This window comes from Wolbachia endosymbiont of Chrysomya megacephala, assembly GCF_008245065.1.
Taxonomy (GTDB): domain Bacteria; phylum Pseudomonadota; class Alphaproteobacteria; order Rickettsiales; family Anaplasmataceae; genus Wolbachia.
On record NZ_CP021120.1, the window covers coordinates 210,451 to 227,756 of the forward strand.

Consider the following 17,306-nt stretch of genomic DNA (forward strand, 5'->3'; position numbering starts at 1 on the left):
TTCTTTTGTGATTAAAAAAACATTGCATCTTGATTGTGTATTTCATTTGCTATAAGCAATAATTTTTCGCTTTCATCATAGAGATTGTTTTCACTAGCTAATAATTTCTCACTAATTTGTGGATAAAGTTTAGAAACGTACTTCTCATAGCATTTATCTAGGCATTCTTGGTCTGTCCGTTTTGTTTTGTAGGAATGGCATTTCTGATTACATTGATTATATCTAAATTCAATCCCTTTCTCTTTGTTTGATGCTTGTTGTTCCATAATATTCTTCAATTTTAATAATATTAATATTAGCATATAAGTATGAACATTATGCTAATATAATTACTTTTTAGGTATACATGGCAAATTTATGCCTCGAAAAAGTTTTTGGTTCTTTCCTACACTTTCTTTATAAAAACCACAGGCGCCTGTTATTAGCTAAGGTAAAGGTCAAATATCTGGAATTCTGGACATAAAATCCTCCTGTATAAAAAGATTAGAAAAAAATGCAGCGCACACACGACAGATATAAGCTGAAGAGCACGCTTTTTATTGAAAGATTAATTGAAAGTCTGCAGACAAATTTGAGCTCTTAAAATATCTCTAATTGTCATTATAATCAGATTCAAAATACGCGGAAGTAATTTTTTTTGACAATAGATTTCTTTCATAACCAGGCGTCATCCCAGCTGAGATCCAATAAGAAAACCGCGCTGGAACTTTTGAATTCCAGTTATGCAAGAAATCTAATATCATGGAGTTTTCAAACACTAACAACCAAGTACTTTAATAAGGCAAAAAGCTTATCTAAGAGAGTAGGCCTTGCAATTGTATCAATAGTGGTGGGATTGGTAGGACTCGAACCTACGACCAATTCGTTATGAGCGAACTGCTCTAACCGACTGAGCTACAATCCCTTTTACTAACACTTATAATACACACAAAAGGAAATTTGTCTACTCGCTTATTTCACTATCAACCCAACTGTGTAAATCATTTATTGCGCCAATTTTGCGTGCAATTTCCTTACCATCTTGAAATATGATTAAAGTAGGTATAGATTGAACTCCATACTTACTTGGCACCTCAGTTTCTCCATCTATGTCAAACTTACAGATTTTGATCTTGTCTTTTCTATCCTTGGCTAACTGCTCGATACGTGGCATCAGACTTTTGCATGGTCCACACCATTCTGCCCAAAAATCTACCAGCACAAATCCTTTGTGGTTAGCAACTTCAGATTCGAAATTTTGATCATTTACCGCTTTAATATCATCACTCATAAAATACCTAAATTTTTATAAATATAGCGTATCAATTAACAGCTGATCAACTAAATTTTTCTGGATTCAAGTGAAGTGATTACATATGATGATTAAAGATATCTACACTCCCCCAACCCATTGAATCTAGCTCAATACGAGTAGGAAGAAATTCAAAGCACTTTTCGGCTAATTCTTTTCTATTTTCACGTTCTAGCATTAAATCTAGCTTTTCCTTTATTTTATGGAGATATAAAACATCAGATGCAGCATAACTTTTTTGCTTGTCTGTTAAATTTTCATTTCCCCAATCAGAAGATTGTTGTTGCTTATTTAATTTTATATCAAGTAGTTCTAAGCACAACTCTTTTAAGCTATGATTATCTGTGTAGGTGCGAACTAAACGTGAGGCTATTTTCGTGCAATAGCAAGGCAGTGACCAAGTTTGAAGGTAGTAATGTATTATACTCACATCAAATCGCGCAAAGTGAAATATTTTGGTTATATTTTTATCCTCTAATATTTTTCTCAAATTTGGAGCTGTATAATCGTTTTTGAATTGAACTAAGTGAGCGTTGCCATCATTGAAAGAGAGCTGAACAAGGCATAATCTATCTCTGCTATGCAGTAGCCCCATTGCCTCTGTATCAACAGCTATAGATTTTATATCATTCGGTATTGCACTGGCTGGCAGGTCGTCCTTATATATAAATATTCTCATAAATTTAATATGTTTTATGACACATACAATAATCAAAAATGAGTTTTAAGTATACGAAAAGATCATAGAAAATTGGCTCTCATGATTTTCATGCATGTAGGGTTTACAAATTGTAATATGTACCTATAATTAGAAGTAGAATCTAAGCAGAATTTAACTGCGGGAGTAGCTCAGTTGGTAGAGCGCAACCTTGCCAAGGTTGAGGTCGAGGGTTCGAACCCCTTCTCCCGCTCTTTAATTTTAACATAAAAAATTTCCTTCCCCTATTCAACTAGTTCAGCTATACTAAAAGTAGCTAAAAGCTTTTTAGAAAATTATTATTTAGGAGGATTATATGGACAACAAGACTAAACCAATGTTATTTGCCTTAGGTATAGCTACATCAATAGGAGCACTTACAGGTTTGGGACTCAGTTTTACAGCTTTATCACCTTTAGTAATGGGTGGAATTATTGCTGCGGTTTCGGCAGCCTTACTTGCATGTAAATTTATTTATAATGAAAAATTTTCCAAAGAAAGTTTTTTTATTGGTGCTTGTTCATGTGCTGCAAGCTTTGCAACTGGAGTTGGTCTTGCTGCAGCTGCAACTGCTGTTTTCCCTGGTGCAATGCTTGGAATGGGATCGGCAGCTTTAGCAGGTGCGGTGATAGCACCCATAGCAGTAATCGCAGGGGTATTTGTAACAGTTTGTGTTATTGAACCAATAGCTGAAAAAGTGAATGATTATATTATATCACCTATAGTTGAGCGTTTTTCTTCAAAAGGGGAAGAGAAAGCTATATAATAATCAATTGACGTTAGCATTTAGTTTTCTTTATAATTTCCTTTGTGAAAGAACAAAAATGCTTATTTGTAACGATAGCTGGTTTGCCAAATGCTGGAAAGTCGACGCTAATTAACAGCATCGTAGGCAAGAAAATTGCAATTGTCACCCCTAAAGTGCAGACAACAAGGACGCAGGTAAGGGGTGTTGCTATATGCAACAATGCGCAAATTGTTTTTACTGACTCTCCAGGAGTGTTTTCAGCAGAAACAAATCTTGAAAAAGCTTTAGTCAAATCTGCATGGGGAGCAGTTAAGGATAGTGACATTACTTTGTTGCTTGTTGATGTAAACAATTACCTAAAAAATATAGAAAGAATAAAAACGATATTTGCACGACTGGAGCGCACAAAAGGCAGATGCATTTTGGTTATCAATAAAACTGATTTAGTAAAGAAATCAGAGCTCAAGATGGCACATGAGCACCTAAATTTGCTTTATAAGTTTGAAAAAATTTTTACGATCTCGGCACTGAAGAATGATGGACTTTCTGATCTGACTAGTTACTTGTCTGAAATTGCACCGATAGGCCCTTGGTTTTATGAAAAAGATCAAATAACTGATTCCTCAGCTGATTTTTTATCAGCGGAAATTACGAGAGAAAAGTTATTCTTGAACCTACGTGAAGAATTGCCATACTCTACAGCTGTTATAACTGAACAATTTGAGGAAAAAAAAGATAAGAGTTTAGTCATAAAACAGATCATATTTGTATTGAAAGATAATCATAAGAAAATAGTGCTAGGAAAAGACGGCAGTAGCATAAAAAAAATTAATATCGAGGCACGTACAGAATTGGAAAAGTTATTTGAGTGTAAAGTTCATCTCTTTTTGTTCGTAAAAGTGCGACCTTGGACTGATCGCCCTGAGGAATATATAAGTAATGCTTAATTCTTTGTTGGTATTTGATATTGAAACTATACCAGATGTAAATTCCTGCAAGAATTTACTAAATATTAGTGATGATAGCAGTGTAGAAGAAAAGAGGAACGCATTAACAAAATATCATCTTGAAATAACAAACGGGCAAAACTCTTTTCTGCGTCAGCCCTTCCACCTTGTTGTAGTCATTAGTTTTTTACTTTGTAATATAACACGCCAGAGCGGTTATGAAATGTTCACACTACAAGAAATAAGATCTGGAGGCACAGTAAACTCCAATGAAAAAGAGCTAGTAAAGGGATTTTTTAACTACATATCAGAGAAAAAGCCAAGACTAGTTTCGTTCAATGGACGCACTTTTGATATACCGGTACTGAAGTACCGTGCTATGGTTCATGGCATTCAAGCAGAATATTTTCACAAAGCTGGCGATAAGTGGAATAGTTACAATCAGAGGTACAGTAGTGATTGGCATTGTGATTTGCTTGAATCTCTCTCTGATTTTGGAGCTTCTGCAAGAATGAAGATGAACGAAGTTTGCGCAGCATTTAATCTTCCCGGTAAGATTGGAGTTGATGGTTCACAAGTTATGGACTTATATGATAGTGGCAAAATACAAGAGATTCGCGATTATTGTGAAACAGATGTGATTAACACTTATTTGATTTATTTGAGGTTTATGCATCATCAAGGAAGAATTACTACAGAAAGCTATAATAAGAGCATAGAAGAACTGCTTTTAGAATGCGAAAAAAAAGAACACCTAAAGAAATTTAAAGAAGAATGGAAAATAACTTCTGGTGAAAATTTTTATATTGAATTTAAATGAATAGATGCTACAGAGCAATCTAATGATTGCTCTGTATAGTAGTTATAAACTCCTTGTAGTAGAAAAGACATTTTGATGTGCCCTTTGCTTAACTTCTGCTTGTTCAAGCTTAGAAAAATTTTCTAAGTTTTTATCTTGGTATTCCTTTTTTACTTTCTCGAAAAAATTTTGTCCACCAAGAATATAATTACCTAAATTAGCAGCATAATATTGAGCATTACCTAAAACTGCACAGTTAATTCGACTTAATATTCTCGAAGGGTAATAAAAGAGAGAAACGTTATTGTTCGATCGGAAATCTTTTTCATCCATTATTTTAATGGCTTCATGATAACCATCTATTTGATGAACAAAATATCCTTCAGGTACTGATATTCTCAATTGTGCACCTACATGAGCATAACCACAAATACCAGGTGATACCGCTGGTACTGGGTCTTGTCTATGTTGAGTTACTCTAATGGTTTTTTCTTGAAGAACATCATTATAAAATTCACTAGCAGTAAGATCAAAAACTCGTGGATCACCAAAAGTTGCAACATGAACATCTTCAGCTCCTTCTGTTTTATTGAGGCATAAAGCAGCTATCTTAGCAATAGCTCCTCCCATACTGTGACCTGTGAGATTAATTTTAAAATCCTTGATTTCTGATCCCTGTTTTTCAGCATGAGATTTCAAAATGCCATACAGATTAGGCCATGAATCCATAAATGAATTATAGAAACCACAATGAATTCTTCCACCTTCAGGTAAAAATTCCGAAGTAGCAAAAAGTACATTTATATCAGTAATTCCATCATTAAAACTCTGGCTCAGACGAGTACCATGGTAGGCTATTGTTATTTCTTTACCTTTTATAAAAACGTGACCAGCATCTTTTTCAAAGCTATTACCAAATGGAATAATTTCATAACCTTCGCTGATGAGTTCAGCTCTAGTTTTATACATTTTTTCAGTAGATGGAACAATTTCAAAATCTTCTACAATTTCAAATTCAGTTTTGTATACTCTTTGAGCTAGGTTGTTACATCTTTTTTTACTTAATTTACCATCATCATCGCCATAGCTTATCTTGCAGAAATTACCCATTTCTAATAATTTCTCTCTATCAAATCCTGCAATTTTTACAATACTTTCATCTATTTTATAGTCAGAAGGTAAAGAACATGGCTCATTTGGATCAGCACGATTTATAAATTCATAATCTTCAATGATCTCAAATTCATCGTCATATTCTTTCATCTCGTATTTGCCATCATCTACTGAAATAGAGTCTGGCTGTTCAGTATTACCTGGCTCTGAGCCTGTAGCAGCACCTGTAGTGCTAAACCAATTGCGTAAAAAACTAAAATCCATAAGTACCCTAATCTATCAAAAATAAAACAATAATCTACCAACTATAATACAAATTAATATTATTGTCAACAATTTATATTAATAATTTAATCTTTTTATGCTTTTACTTTGAGTAAATTTTACTTCCATAGAATAAGTATAGAGTTATAATACACTAACAAGCAAACCTCTGTACTAAATTTTGGTTAATATACACGTTGAGCGTATTAAGAAAGTTGCTTTTAAAGTATTGCATTTTACCTTTATTTTCACTATAAGGTTGCTTTAAGTTGGATTTTCAACACCTTTATACTATTTATGTTATGATTTTAAAATTTTTTGGGGGCACTTCATGAAAAAATCTATTTATACTAGAACTGCTCTAGCTTCTCTATTGACTTTATGTTCTTTCAGTGGCTTTGCTGCTGACTTTTCTGACGAGAGTATGAAGGAAGTAAAAAAGCAAGAGAGTAACGAGTCAATCAAAACTTCTGGAAAGATGGAAGTGATGAAGACGTCAAATAAGAAACTAAAAGAAAAAATGGACAGGATATGTAATGCTGATCCAAGAAAAAAAGCCGAGGAGCTTAAGAAAAAAGAAGAACTAAGATTAGCAGCTGAGCAGAAGAAAAAAGAGGAGTTAAAATTAGCAGCTGAACAAAAGAAGAAAAAAGAAGAGTTAAAATTAGTAGCAAAACAAAAGAAAAAAGATGAAATTAGGCTAGCAAAAGAGAAAAAAGCAAAGCTTATAGAGGATTCAAAGGCGAAAGCTCTAAGCACTAAAAATTCTAATGTAGAAAAGTCAAAAATTAAGGGTTCTAAAACTAAGAATGCTAAAATTGAAGCTAAAGATATAAAAAAGGATGTAAAAGTTGTTAACAGCAATACAGAGGAAAAAGGTAAGGCAAGTCCTGTTGTTTCAGTTGGTGGTATTGATATTATCAATACCAATCAAGGGGATGGTTTAAGAATAACTTTCGGTGGCGTTGTTGATTCTCAAGGTTATGGTAACCATGGGCTAAGTGGCTATAACCATTATAATGTTATGCCAGGTAAATCTACAGATTATTTTAACAATACTCCAGATAGTATAAAAGGAGCAAATCCAATATTTCCTAAAGGGATAGGGAATATTGGTGATTACAGTGAAAACATGGGCATGATTTCAGATGCAATATTGCACTTAAGAGCTGAAAATAAAAATGAGGATATTGGTCTTCGTTATGGTGCCGATGTACAATTCCATGTTCCAGTTACTGAAGGTAAAGGAGCTTCACAAGGCGTGAATGCTGCAAGAGGTAGAAGTGCACATGTGTTTTTGAATTCAAAATATGGTGATCTGAAACTTGGCTATCAGTTTGGTCCTGAGTCTCTGATGAGACTTGATGCAACAAGAATTGCAACTGTTGATGGAGCTGCAGATAGTGACTGGTTCAGAAAAGTAAACTTAGAAGGAAGTGCTGCAAACTTCCCATTTTACGTAACACCACGTCTTTACACTGAAAGCTTCTCGAGCGAGAGCGAAAAACTCTCCTTCCGTATGGCAGGAAAATACAACAAAGAGGTTATGACCACATTGCCATTTAGAGCTGCTTACTACTCACCAAATTATATGGGTGCAAGATTTGGTCTTAGCTACTCACCTCGCTACGATAGTGGTTTATCCGTTGTAAAAGAAATAGCTCCAGATTTCCTCAAAGATTCAAGTAATAAGGTAACAGGGGTAAAGAATGAGGAAACGTTAAGACATGTTGGACCAGATTACCAGCATATAATAAGTGCTGGTGCGTCATATGAATATGACTTTAGTAAACATAATGTAAAAGTTAAAACTTCCGTAGTTGGTGAATATGGGGTTTCAAAGCAACCGAGTAAAGATAAGCATCTTTATAAGGAATTTGTAGAGTACAATGACCTGATGGGTGTTAATTTGGGTGCAAGCGCTGATTATAAGATTGATGAAGGTCAAAATATAAAATTCGCTGCTTCTTTTGCATATTTAGGCAAATCTGGTCAACCGAAGGGTATTAAAAAATTAGTCGGTGATACCTATACAGAAATTGATGGTAACGGTACTACTGATGATGACAAAAGAGTAAAAGGGCTGAAAGCTCAGTTTGATGGGGACGGTAAAAACACTATGTATTGGACTGCAGGTGCTGGTTATCAATATGATAATATCTACACAAGCTTGACATACTTTGGTAGCAGAATGAGTGATAAAGATATGCTTCATGATGTTGCACTTGGTGTTCAGTATGATCTATCTTCTTGCAATAAGAGCAAATTTGTTCCTTATGCAGCCTTACATTATTTTATGACTGATGAAAAAGGTGCGCTGAAAGATAAAAATAATGCTGATGTACCTTCCAACAAAGGAATTCTTCTCCTCACTGGTGTGAAGTTTTCTTTCTAATTTGTTCTAGTAATACACACCACAACTTGAATGTGGTGTGTATCTTATCTGTTAGCATTTACTCATCGATCAAATAAACATAAGCCAGTGCGTAATAAACTCTACGAGTATTTATTTTATTCACACAATAAGTAATGTCATCCCAGTCACAGCTGTACGAAAATTGTGGCAATTTGCATAGTAAATGGTGTCATCCCAGTGCTTGACACTGGGATCCATTTTTCCATCATCATCAGAAACGTTGTATTTTAACATTACTTTTATACTCGTAAATTTAACTGGATGCCAATAGTCTGGGCGCTGGCATGACATCCTATGGCTACTCAGATAATGGATATAATCCCTTACCTATCGAACGTTTTCAAATTCAATCAATTAAGCAGTATGCAAACCAAACTAAAAAACCATTTAACTGGAGAATTACTTACCATCGCTACTTGCTGGAAATTAACACTTGTAAGTGGAGAAGTAATGGGATTTACTGACTATGATGAAGATTTAAATCTCAATAATGTATTCTATAAATCTTCAAGCGGTTTTATAGCCAGCAGTATAATATTAAATAGCGATTTGAGAACTGATAATTTAGAAATTGAAGGAATATTAAATAGTGCTGATATTAAAGAAAAAGATGTTTTATCAGGAAGGTATGACTTTGCAAATATTGAAATATTTCTTGTGAATTATAAAGATTTGAGTCAGGGAATTATGAATTTGCATGCAGGAACTTTTGGTAAAGTAACATTAAATAGTGGGAGGTTTATCGCTGAAATTAGAGGTCTTGCGACAAAGCTTGAGAGAAGCATAACAGAGCTATATTCTCCTGTATGCAGGGCACAATTTTGCGATGATAGATGTAAAGCTGATGCTAAAAAGTTTAGTAGAATGAGCACAATTACTAAAGTGATAGATGAAAGAAGATTTGAAGACACTAATTTAATCGAAAGCGATGGATATTATAAGCACGGAGTGTTTAGTTCAGCAACATTTGAAGTTGTAGTTAAAGAATACAAAAATAAAGTAGTTACATTATTTGCTTCTCCTCCATATCAAATTTCTACCGGAGATAAATATTCGATACTTGCAGGTTGTGATAAAGCGTTTTTAACGTGCAAAAACAAGTTTAACAATACTGTGAATTTCCGTGGCGAACCATATATACCAGTTGTTTAGCAGCATAATTTTTAATATTATGAATAAGTATGGAAAGGTGGCTGAGCGGTCTAAAGCACACGCTTGGAAAGCGTGCACATATGAAAATATGTCGGGGGTTCGAATCCCCCCTTTTCCGCACATTATTTCTAGTGTAACATAGGATTTTCCGTTTTGTTCTTAAACCGTAATAACCATAGCACTTCAGCTCCGCAATTTTTCAGAGTCATCTACGTCAATAAAAGAATAGAGTTATCAAGTTGCAGAGCCTTCTTGATTTTTGATGATGAAGAGTAGTTGTTATCATAGAAATACATCCAGTAGCCAGCATACCTTCCTTATTCCTAATGATGTCTTGCAATACGTCTGTGTCATTTCTCCCTAAAATCTAATACTAGTATATACTCAATCTACCATAATCCGTCAATACAATTCTTTATTGAAAATTTTAGGAAAATGTTGTATAATTATGCAGTAGATTTCGGTAAAACTTATGGCTGATTCAAGTATTAACATTAGTGAAAAAGTTTTAAAAAACCTTACTCGTTTAGCTAAAGTAAAGAATCAATCAGCTCAAGAGCTAGCAGAGCAGTTTATACAAGAAGCAATTGAAAATGAAGAAGATATGGCAATAGCCAAACTTGCTATTCAACGTGACACTCGAAATGCAAAATTCATCAGGCATGAAGACATCAACTGGTGATAAGTATTTAATCTGCTATGAGGAAAATGTAGTTCACAAAGACATTCAAAATCTTCCAAAGACAATATGGTCAAGGGTAAAAGAAATCGTAAAAGAGCGTCTTACACTTTCTCCTGAGAAGGCAGGAGATCCCTTGCTCGGTGAGTTCAAAGGACATCGTAGAATACGATCTGGTGATTATCGTTTGGTTTATAGGATAAGTAAATTAGAACGTACAGTAATAATTACTGCAATAGAGCATAGAGAATACATCTATAAAAGTTAGAACCTTCCTATAAGCATTGTATATTTCATTATACAGACCTCTTTCCTCTTCACCTTAGGTGGCTTTGCTCAGCTCAAAAATAACTCATTTTTTGACTATACCCCTATAATTTTACTATTCTACAGACTATAAAATCGATGCTAATAACGGATTAGAGATAAACGTTGCAAAGAATCGCAGTGGATCAACCGGAAAGGTTACAGTAAGTTAATACTGGAAGGATATTAATCTAGGATTCATAAATGTCTTTTCTGTGTTTTATTGAAACACTTCATACTTTGCAGCATTTACATGATACGATAATCGCCAGTTCTCAGTCTTCTGTATCCTTTGAGTTTGTAACAAAACGATTCACCAAAATCAATTGGATTAACTGTAAGTCGCTCTTTTACTATCTCTTCAACTCTTAACTTTATTGTTTTTGGAAAAGCTCTTCTTACCAACATTTTTCAGGAATTTAATCTTATCGCGCTTTAGTCCCACCTATAGTGGTAAGATTATCTACTTATTCTTATATGGGAATTTACCAACTATTAAGACATTAAGTGTAATAAAAATATATTCTAATAGTATGGAAAAATAAAATGAATTTTGAAAAATATGTAAAGGATGGCGTTATAAATTTATATGATTTGCGTAGCAACACAAATAACGAAGAAATACAGGAGCTTATCAATTTTATAGAAAAAAGAAAAGATATCAAAGAATTTGGTTTTGGAAGTCATTATACTAGTGTTAATAACATGAAACTTAGGTGCAGAGGTGCAGGAATTGGTTTAGCTGCTGGTCTAGTTGCAGCATGTTGTTTATGGCAAGAAACTTTAGCTCTTATTGGCGGTTCTGGTGTAGTGTTGATTGCATTTGCTATAGTTGGTGCGTTACTTGGAGCTGGAGCGGGCTATGTCGTAGGTAAATGTCTTGATAAAATTGAGGTTAGTAAGTGTGCAATAAGCAGATTTTCTTAGAGGTTCGTATTGAATTCTAGCTTTCTTTCAATACTTAAAGATTTACAATCAGAGCAAACTACCTGGCCACGTGGAACTGATTTCAGCTCATCAGTTGAAACTTTACTTGAGCAGAATATGCATTTTATTTTATCACTTGGGGCGAGTGAGTGATCAACAGCAATTCTATCATCAAAAACAAAACACTCGCCTTCCCAATTACCACTTTTGTTGTGAGTTTTTTCAAGGTAGGAAAGAATACCGCCTTTAAGGTGATAAACATCGTTAAATCCAAGGCTTTTCATATATGCTGTAGATTTCTCGCATCTGATTCCACCAGTGCAGTACATAGCCACTTTCAGATCTTTACTCTCAGAGAAAGACTCTGCCCACTGAGGAAAATCTCGAAAACGCTGAGTATGTGGATTGATTGCATTTTTAAACTTGCCTAGTTTTACTTCGTAATCATTTCGTGTGTCTATCACTAAAACATCAGGTTGAGAGATAAAATCATCCCAATAATCTGGATCAATGTACTGACCTCTAACGGAAGTATCGAGATTACTTACACCAAGATTCACAATTTCTCTTTTTAATCTCACTTTCATCTTACTAAATGGTTGATATTCTGCTGCACTCTCTTTCCATGTAAGGTCCCTTAGTCTATAATCAGAACGTAGAAAATCTAATATTTTATCAATCGCGTTTCTTTCACCAGATACGGTTGCATTAATACCCTCTTCTGCAAGGAGTATAGTGCCTTTTAATTCAACGTTGTCGCATGCAACTTTTATTTCATCTTTCATGTCATAATAATTAGAGAGTTTTACAAAATGATAGAAAGTTGCAATGACAAAACTCATAATTAATTAGTTTATCGATTTAAAACATAATATATAAAATTATGAAGATATTCAATAGGACGGCTGTTAATTACTGGATATCTTTAGTTTTTGCATATAACATTTTAATATCAAATATAGATTCAAGTTAATGTTTCTGAGAGTATTTAAAAATATATTCTTGTTTTTAGTAAGTGTATTATTTGTCTGCCCTATACTATCGTTAATATCGATTCTATTTACAGAATCAGCAAACTCTGGATGGGTAATTAGTAGACTTTTTCCTGAATATATACTCAATACGTTGATTTTGATGGTAGGAGTAGGGTTAATATCCTTTATATTTGGAGTAATTCCAGCTTGGCTTACTACATTTTTTTCGTTTCCCGGAAGTAGAATTTTTGAGATTGCCTTATTCTTTCCGATATCAATTCCTGGATATATAGTATCGTTTGTTTATGTAAATACGCTAGAGTTTTCAGGTCCGATTCAGAGCTTGTTAAGAGATACTTTTCAATTGGGCAAAGGTGACTATTGGTTTCCCGAGATCAAATCCCTAGGTGGTGGAATATTAGTAATGGGATTTAGTCTATATCCATACGTTTATATGTTGGTCCGCTCAAGTCTAAAGAGCGTTAGTAACTCAGTCACTATTGCATCAACACTTGGGTTCTCCTCATTACAGAGTCTGTTTTCTGTCATCATACCCTCCATACGTCCATCAATTATAGCTGGGTTATCCTTGGTACTAATGGAAGTAATTACAGATTTCGGCACACCACAGTTTCTTGCTATCGATACTTTCACGACGGGAATATACCGTACTTGGTTTTTACTGCATGACAAATATTCAACTACTGTTTTGGCAGTTGCAGAACTGATTTTCGTTGCAACACTAATAGTTATCGAGAAAAAACTACAAAAAAGAGAAATATCTTACTCTTCAATCAATACTAATGCAGATTATCACAATAAACGTAGTATAAACGGTTCTATATCGTTGATCTTTTCTTATCTTATGTGTTTATTGCCGATATTAATAGGCTTTATTTTACCAATGATTCCACTTATATATTGGAGCATAGAGAAAGGCTTTTTCATATACGAAGCAAGATTTTACAATATAATAACAAACAGTATTAGTTTATCATTTATTACCGCGCTAATCTCGATCAGCATTGCAATAATTATTGGATATACAGCACGTAAAAATAAGCTAATAAGCAATATAGCACGTCTAATTTCTCTTGGATATGCAATTCCAAATGCAATTATTGCAATTAGCATAATAATGTTTTTAAGCAGAATATCTTCTTTCATTACTCAATATATTGTAGAAATTAGCTTGGTAGGAACTATTGGCGCATTAGTTTACTCATATTTATTTCGTTTTTTTGCTATATCTTTCAAGGCGATAGAGTCGGGACTCAAAAAAACACCAAATGAAATTGAATGGACTGCATATACTATGGGTCATGGGCCTATTTCCACGTGCCTGAATATTCATATTCCCCTTATCAAGAAAAGTATACTATCGGGATTTCTGCTCGTGTTTATGGATACGGTAAAAGAACTCACGGCAACACTAATTATCAGACCATTTAATTTTGAAACTATATCAACTAGAGTATATGAACTTGTCAGCGATGAGCGTTACAGAGAAGCTGCCCCATTTTCGTTAATGATAGTTATTATAGGTTTAACCTCTACAATAATCTTATTCACACTTGATGATAAGAATCAAAAATAAACTATTTTGCATCTGTTCAGCAGAGTAACAAAATAAGATAGACGAAAAAAGACAACTATAGAAGCAAATGGTCAGTGCTTTCGTGTTTATCAACTTAGTTGGATCTCAGTATCAGCTACTCGGATGACATTATGGAAGCTCAAATGACAAAACAAGAAGCACTGGTTTCAGATGCACTTAAACAAATACACTATCTTGATGATCAATGAGGTCTAGTGTTAACGTATGGACTATCTAAGGAAAAGGGTGGTACCATAACATCAAAGGTTTTTATGCTCTCTTCGTTCAGAAATTCATATTTACCCTGCATTATTCCTGATGGTGTATTTAAGTATGTTCCACTTGTATATTTGAATACCTCTCCAGATTTTATTACAGGTTGTTCTCCAATAACACCAACTCCGGCAATTTCATTTATTTTCCCCTTATGATCTATTATTTGCCAATAGCGACTTAATAATTGAATGGTTGATGAGCTTTTGTTTTTTATCTTAACATTATACATCCATACGTAACAATTTTCATAAGGAATGGATTGCTCTTCAATGTAAATTGGCAAAACTGTAACTTCAACAGAATTAGTAATAAGTGTGTATTTCATGGTCATCGTAAAGTGTTCATGATAAAAGTTTAACACACTTCAATTATACACTTTTTTCATAGATTTTCCAAGCATATTATCGTACTCTAACTAGGAAATATTAATCTACATGATGAACAAAACAGATCCACTGGATAAAAAAGTGATAGGAATAATAGGAAGTGGGCAATTAGGTAAAATGACTGCTATCGCTGCAATAAAACTTGGGCACAAAACGCATATTTTTGCCAGTGCTAAAAACGATCCAGCTTGTTCTGTTGCTGATGATTTAACAATAGCAGACTTCTGTGATAAGAGGGCACTTGAATCTTTTGCACAGAGTGTGGATTTAGTCACTATTGAGTCTGAAAATATTCCATGTAGTGCAATTGATATTGTGTCGCAGCATACAGATTTTTATCCAGGTAAAAAGGCGTTACACATTTCGCAAAATAGGCTGAGAGAGAAAGATTTTATTAGAGATTTAAGCATAAAAACTGCTGATTACAAAAGTATACAAAATTATAATCAGCTACTAGAAAGTAGTGAAACTTTTAGCTATCCAGTGAGGCTAAAAACAACAGAAATGGGTTATGATGGAAAAGGACAATATATGATTGAAAATGATTCTGAACTGAAGCAATTTGCTTCCTTCGATTGGAATAAAGAGTACATTCTTGAAGCAAGTGTTGATTTACTGAAAGAGGTTTCAATAGTCGTTGCAAGAGATAAAAACGGTAAAGTAGCTTTTTTTCCTATAGCAGAGAATCACCACGTTGACGGAATACTTAATACTTCAATAGCACCAGCTAAAATAGATAATAAATTAGCCCAAGAGGTACAAAAAACTGCAGAGAAAATAGCAACTGCACTTGATGTAGTAGGAATTCTAGCTATTGAATTTTTCATCACTCAAAATCATGAATTACTAGTTAATGAACTGGCCCCAAGACCCCACAATTCTTGCCACTGGAGCTTGGATGCATGCAACGTTAGTCAATTCGAGCAGCTAGTTAGGATAATATGCGGGCTATCTATGCAGGAAGTAGTATTACGCTTTCCTTGCATGACAAAAAATATAATAGGTAATGATATATATAATTCTCACAAATATTTGAGCAACGAAAAAGCTAGTTTAACCATATATGGGAAAAAAGAGGTTAGGGACAAGCGTAAAATGGGACATGTCAATATAGATTTAAGCTATTGAGCTATAAATGCTCTTTGATCAAGATCTCCAAGATCTGCACTATATTTAGTGCTGCACCTTTGCGTAGATTATCAGCTACTATCCACATATTTAATCCGTGTTTAACGGTATCGTCTTGTCTAATACGCGATATGTATACGGCATTCTCTTGCACAACATCAATCTGAGTCATATATCCACCATCTTCGCGCTTATCTTGCACTAAAACTCCATCGTCTTCACTGAGCATTTCACGAGCTTCTTCTTCAGTTATATGCTGATCAAATTCTACATTTACTGCTATAGCATGACCAACAAGAACAGGTACTCGGACACAAGTTGCAGTTACTTTTATATCCTCTTCTAAAATTTTTTTTGCCTCCTCTTGCATTTTCCACTCCTCTTTTGTAGAACCATCTTCCATGAACTCTCCTATATGAGGAATGCAATTAAATGCTATTTGCTTAGGAAATATTTCAGGTTTTTTAGCTTCATTCATAAAGATTTTTTTTGTCTGATTGTAAAGCTCATCCATTGCTGCTTTACCTACACCAGAAGTTGATTGATAAGTTGAAGCAACGATTCTCTTTATTTTTGCTTTTTGGTGTAATAAATGTAATGCCAGCAACATTTGTATTGTAGTACAATTTGGATTAGATATTATGTTATGGTTTTTATACTCCGTAATTTTATCTTTGTTGATCTCTGGAATAACTAGTGGCACGCCTTCTTTCATCCTAAAATGAGAGGTATTATCTACGACAATACATCCAGCTTCAGTTGCAATCGGTACGTATCTCTCGGAAACATGAGACCCAGCACAGAAAATTGCTATATTAATTCCAGCAAAATCGTAGTTCTCAAGGTCTAAGACAGTTAATTCTTCATCGCCGAAACTTACCTTTTTTCCCTCTGATTTTTTTGATGCAAAAGCAACAACAGAATCTATTGAAATTTTTCCTTCGTCTTGAAACTCGGCAAGCGCGCTTAATACCTCACGCCCTACTCTTCCTGTTGCTCCAATAACTGCAATCTTACATCCCATATAAATAAACCTCTGATTTTAAAGCTATATTATATTTTTACTGATAAAATTTACAATTACTTTAATATTTTTACCTTGCAATTAACCATAATTTAGTTATAATTATAAGACACTAGTAATATTGCATGGTAGAATGAAATGAGTAAAAAACATGATGACACTAAGGTCAAACCTGCAGTATCTGAATTTCAAAAGCCTGAAAAAGTCAATAGATTAGAGATTCAAAATGTTCTCTCGAAAAAAAGCAAGCCAGCGATAAATTTTGATGATAAAAAGTATGGTGTGAAAATTTCTAAGATAGACCAGCATCTTTCAAACAAGAAGCAAGAATCTTTTGGATTAAGAGATTTTTTAAGTTCAATACCAATAATAGGAAGATTTTTAGTGAAAATTTTCACGCCTGAAAAAGAAGAGTATAAAAAACTGCAATCGCAAATAGGTCTTTCTAATAAAGCAAAAAATGAGATCTACATAGATAATAAACGCACAGAAGAAGTAGGTAGCAAACTTGAGAATGGTAATATTGAACAAGTAGATAAAGAGAAAAAAAATCTTGGCCCATAAATATTAACCATTTAAAGT

Annotated in this window: 20 protein-coding genes and 3 tRNA genes; 13 read left to right on the top strand and 10 right to left on the bottom strand. The window is 34.0% G+C overall.

Annotated features, from left to right (window positions below):
• Positions 1-11 precede the first annotated feature (11 nt).
• The 4 genes from CAI20_RS00925 to CAI20_RS00940 all read right to left on the bottom strand — a co-directional run bounded on the left by CAI20_RS00925 (position 12) and on the right by CAI20_RS00940 (position 1,970).
• Positions 12-302, bottom strand: a complete 291-nt coding sequence (locus tag CAI20_RS00925) for a hypothetical protein (protein ID WP_012481886.1) — start codon at positions 300-302, stop codon at positions 12-14.
• Between the two features lie 525 nt (positions 303-827).
• Positions 828-904: transfer RNA gene (locus tag CAI20_RS00930), tRNA-Ile, on the bottom strand.
• Positions 905-943: 39 nt separating this feature from the next.
• Complete coding sequence (trxA, locus tag CAI20_RS00935; RefSeq protein ID WP_064085368.1) at positions 944-1,270, bottom strand: thioredoxin; 327 nt, start codon at positions 1,268-1,270, stop codon at positions 944-946.
• Between the two features lie 79 nt (positions 1,271-1,349).
• Positions 1,350-1,970, bottom strand: coding sequence for a ribonuclease D (locus CAI20_RS00940; protein ID WP_149168681.1), 621 nt, complete (start codon positions 1,968-1,970; stop codon positions 1,350-1,352).
• Between the two features lie 159 nt (positions 1,971-2,129).
• Between CAI20_RS00940 and CAI20_RS00945 the strand changes: the two genes are divergently transcribed.
• The 4 genes from CAI20_RS00945 to CAI20_RS00960 all read left to right on the top strand — a co-directional run bounded on the left by CAI20_RS00945 (position 2,130) and on the right by CAI20_RS00960 (position 4,503).
• Positions 2,130-2,202: transfer RNA gene (locus CAI20_RS00945), tRNA-Gly, on the top strand.
• 102 nt (positions 2,203-2,304) lie between these two features.
• The gene (locus CAI20_RS00950) at positions 2,305-2,754 is read left to right on the top strand and encodes a hypothetical protein (protein WP_149168682.1); all 450 of its coding nucleotides are present in this window, start codon (positions 2,305-2,307) and stop codon (positions 2,752-2,754) included.
• A 44-nt stretch (positions 2,755-2,798) separates the two neighbouring features.
• Positions 2,799-3,683 (top strand): GTPase Era, encoded by an 885-nt coding sequence (era, locus tag CAI20_RS00955; protein WP_052264868.1) that lies wholly within the window; start codon positions 2,799-2,801, stop codon positions 3,681-3,683.
• Positions 3,676-4,503 carry a 3'-5' exonuclease gene (locus CAI20_RS00960; protein WP_019236725.1) on the top strand — a complete coding sequence of 276 codons (828 nt, stop codon included), beginning with the start codon at positions 3,676-3,678 and terminating at the stop codon, positions 4,501-4,503. The genes era and CAI20_RS00960 overlap by 8 nt, the downstream gene beginning before the upstream one ends.
• A gap of 42 nt (positions 4,504-4,545) precedes the next feature.
• Here the strand turns inward: CAI20_RS00960 and CAI20_RS00965 are convergent, their stop codons facing one another.
• Positions 4,546-5,859 (bottom strand): lipase family protein, encoded by a 1,314-nt coding sequence (locus CAI20_RS00965; RefSeq protein WP_007302125.1) that lies wholly within the window; start codon positions 5,857-5,859, stop codon positions 4,546-4,548.
• Between the two features lie 331 nt (positions 5,860-6,190).
• On the opposite strand from CAI20_RS00965, the gene CAI20_RS00970 reads away from it, so the two are divergent.
• Entirely contained in the window at positions 6,191-8,254 is a 2,064-nt protein-coding gene (locus tag CAI20_RS00970) for a WD0745 family porin (RefSeq protein ID WP_012481890.1), read from the top strand.
• A gap of 120 nt (positions 8,255-8,374) precedes the next feature.
• Here CAI20_RS00970 and CAI20_RS06770 read toward each other — a convergent pair whose 3' ends face one another.
• Positions 8,375-8,509, bottom strand: a complete 135-nt coding sequence (locus CAI20_RS06770; RefSeq protein ID WP_007302128.1) for a hypothetical protein — start codon at positions 8,507-8,509, stop codon at positions 8,375-8,377.
• A 129-nt stretch (positions 8,510-8,638) separates the two neighbouring features.
• Between CAI20_RS06770 and CAI20_RS00975 the strand changes: the two genes are divergently transcribed.
• The 4 genes from CAI20_RS00975 to CAI20_RS00990 all read left to right on the top strand — a co-directional run bounded on the left by CAI20_RS00975 (position 8,639) and on the right by CAI20_RS00990 (position 10,374).
• On the top strand, positions 8,639-9,427 hold the full coding sequence (locus tag CAI20_RS00975) for a DUF2163 domain-containing protein (RefSeq protein WP_007302129.1): 789 nt from the start codon (positions 8,639-8,641) through the stop codon (positions 9,425-9,427).
• A gap of 31 nt (positions 9,428-9,458) precedes the next feature.
• Positions 9,459-9,545 (top strand) — tRNA-Ser (locus tag CAI20_RS00980).
• A gap of 354 nt (positions 9,546-9,899) precedes the next feature.
• The gene (locus tag CAI20_RS00985) at positions 9,900-10,109 is read left to right on the top strand and encodes a DUF6290 family protein (protein ID WP_007302130.1); all 210 of its coding nucleotides are present in this window, start codon (positions 9,900-9,902) and stop codon (positions 10,107-10,109) included.
• Positions 10,072-10,374 (top strand): type II toxin-antitoxin system RelE family toxin, encoded by a 303-nt coding sequence (locus CAI20_RS00990; RefSeq protein ID WP_230440381.1) that lies wholly within the window; start codon positions 10,072-10,074, stop codon positions 10,372-10,374. Before CAI20_RS00985 ends, CAI20_RS00990 begins: the two co-directional genes overlap by 38 nt.
• A 287-nt stretch (positions 10,375-10,661) precedes the next feature.
• Here CAI20_RS00990 and CAI20_RS06525 read toward each other — a convergent pair whose 3' ends face one another.
• Positions 10,662-10,820, bottom strand: coding sequence for a type II toxin-antitoxin system RelE family toxin (locus tag CAI20_RS06525; RefSeq protein WP_019236727.1), 159 nt, complete (start codon positions 10,818-10,820; stop codon positions 10,662-10,664).
• Between the two features lie 138 nt (positions 10,821-10,958).
• Between CAI20_RS06525 and CAI20_RS00995 the strand changes: the two genes are divergently transcribed.
• The gene (locus tag CAI20_RS00995) at positions 10,959-11,339 is read left to right on the top strand and encodes a hypothetical protein (RefSeq protein ID WP_019236728.1); all 381 of its coding nucleotides are present in this window, start codon (positions 10,959-10,961) and stop codon (positions 11,337-11,339) included.
• Here the strand turns inward: CAI20_RS00995 and trhO are convergent.
• Positions 11,336-12,181, bottom strand: coding sequence for an oxygen-dependent tRNA uridine(34) hydroxylase TrhO (trhO, locus tag CAI20_RS01000; RefSeq protein WP_026097239.1), 846 nt, complete (start codon positions 12,179-12,181; stop codon positions 11,336-11,338). The two genes, CAI20_RS00995 and trhO, sit on opposite strands and share 4 nt — an antisense overlap.
• Positions 12,182-12,311: 130 nt before the next feature.
• Between trhO and CAI20_RS01005 the strand changes: the two genes are divergently transcribed.
• Positions 12,312-13,910, top strand: coding sequence for an ABC transporter permease (locus CAI20_RS01005; RefSeq protein ID WP_019078664.1), 1,599 nt, complete (start codon positions 12,312-12,314; stop codon positions 13,908-13,910).
• A 202-nt stretch (positions 13,911-14,112) separates the two neighbouring features.
• On the opposite strand, the gene apaG is transcribed toward CAI20_RS01005, so the two are convergent.
• The gene (apaG, locus tag CAI20_RS01010) at positions 14,113-14,517 is read right to left on the bottom strand and encodes a Co2+/Mg2+ efflux protein ApaG (RefSeq protein ID WP_012481895.1); all 405 of its coding nucleotides are present in this window, start codon (positions 14,515-14,517) and stop codon (positions 14,113-14,115) included.
• A 106-nt stretch (positions 14,518-14,623) separates the two neighbouring features.
• On the opposite strand from apaG, the gene CAI20_RS01015 reads away from it, so the two are divergent.
• A complete protein-coding gene (locus tag CAI20_RS01015; RefSeq protein ID WP_029237555.1) occupies positions 14,624-15,700 on the top strand; it encodes a 5-(carboxyamino)imidazole ribonucleotide synthase in 1,077 nt (358 codons plus the stop codon).
• 1 nt (position 15,701) lies between these two features.
• Here the strand turns inward: CAI20_RS01015 and CAI20_RS01020 are convergent, their stop codons facing one another.
• Positions 15,702-16,724: an aspartate-semialdehyde dehydrogenase gene (locus CAI20_RS01020; protein ID WP_149168683.1), complete on the bottom strand. Its 1,023-nt coding sequence runs from the start codon at positions 16,722-16,724 to the stop codon at positions 15,702-15,704.
• A 138-nt stretch (positions 16,725-16,862) separates the two neighbouring features.
• On the opposite strand from CAI20_RS01020, the gene CAI20_RS01025 reads away from it, so the two are divergent.
• A complete protein-coding gene (locus CAI20_RS01025) occupies positions 16,863-17,288 on the top strand; it encodes a hypothetical protein (RefSeq protein WP_015587974.1) in 426 nt (141 codons plus the stop codon).
• Positions 17,289-17,306: the final 18 nt, after the last annotated feature.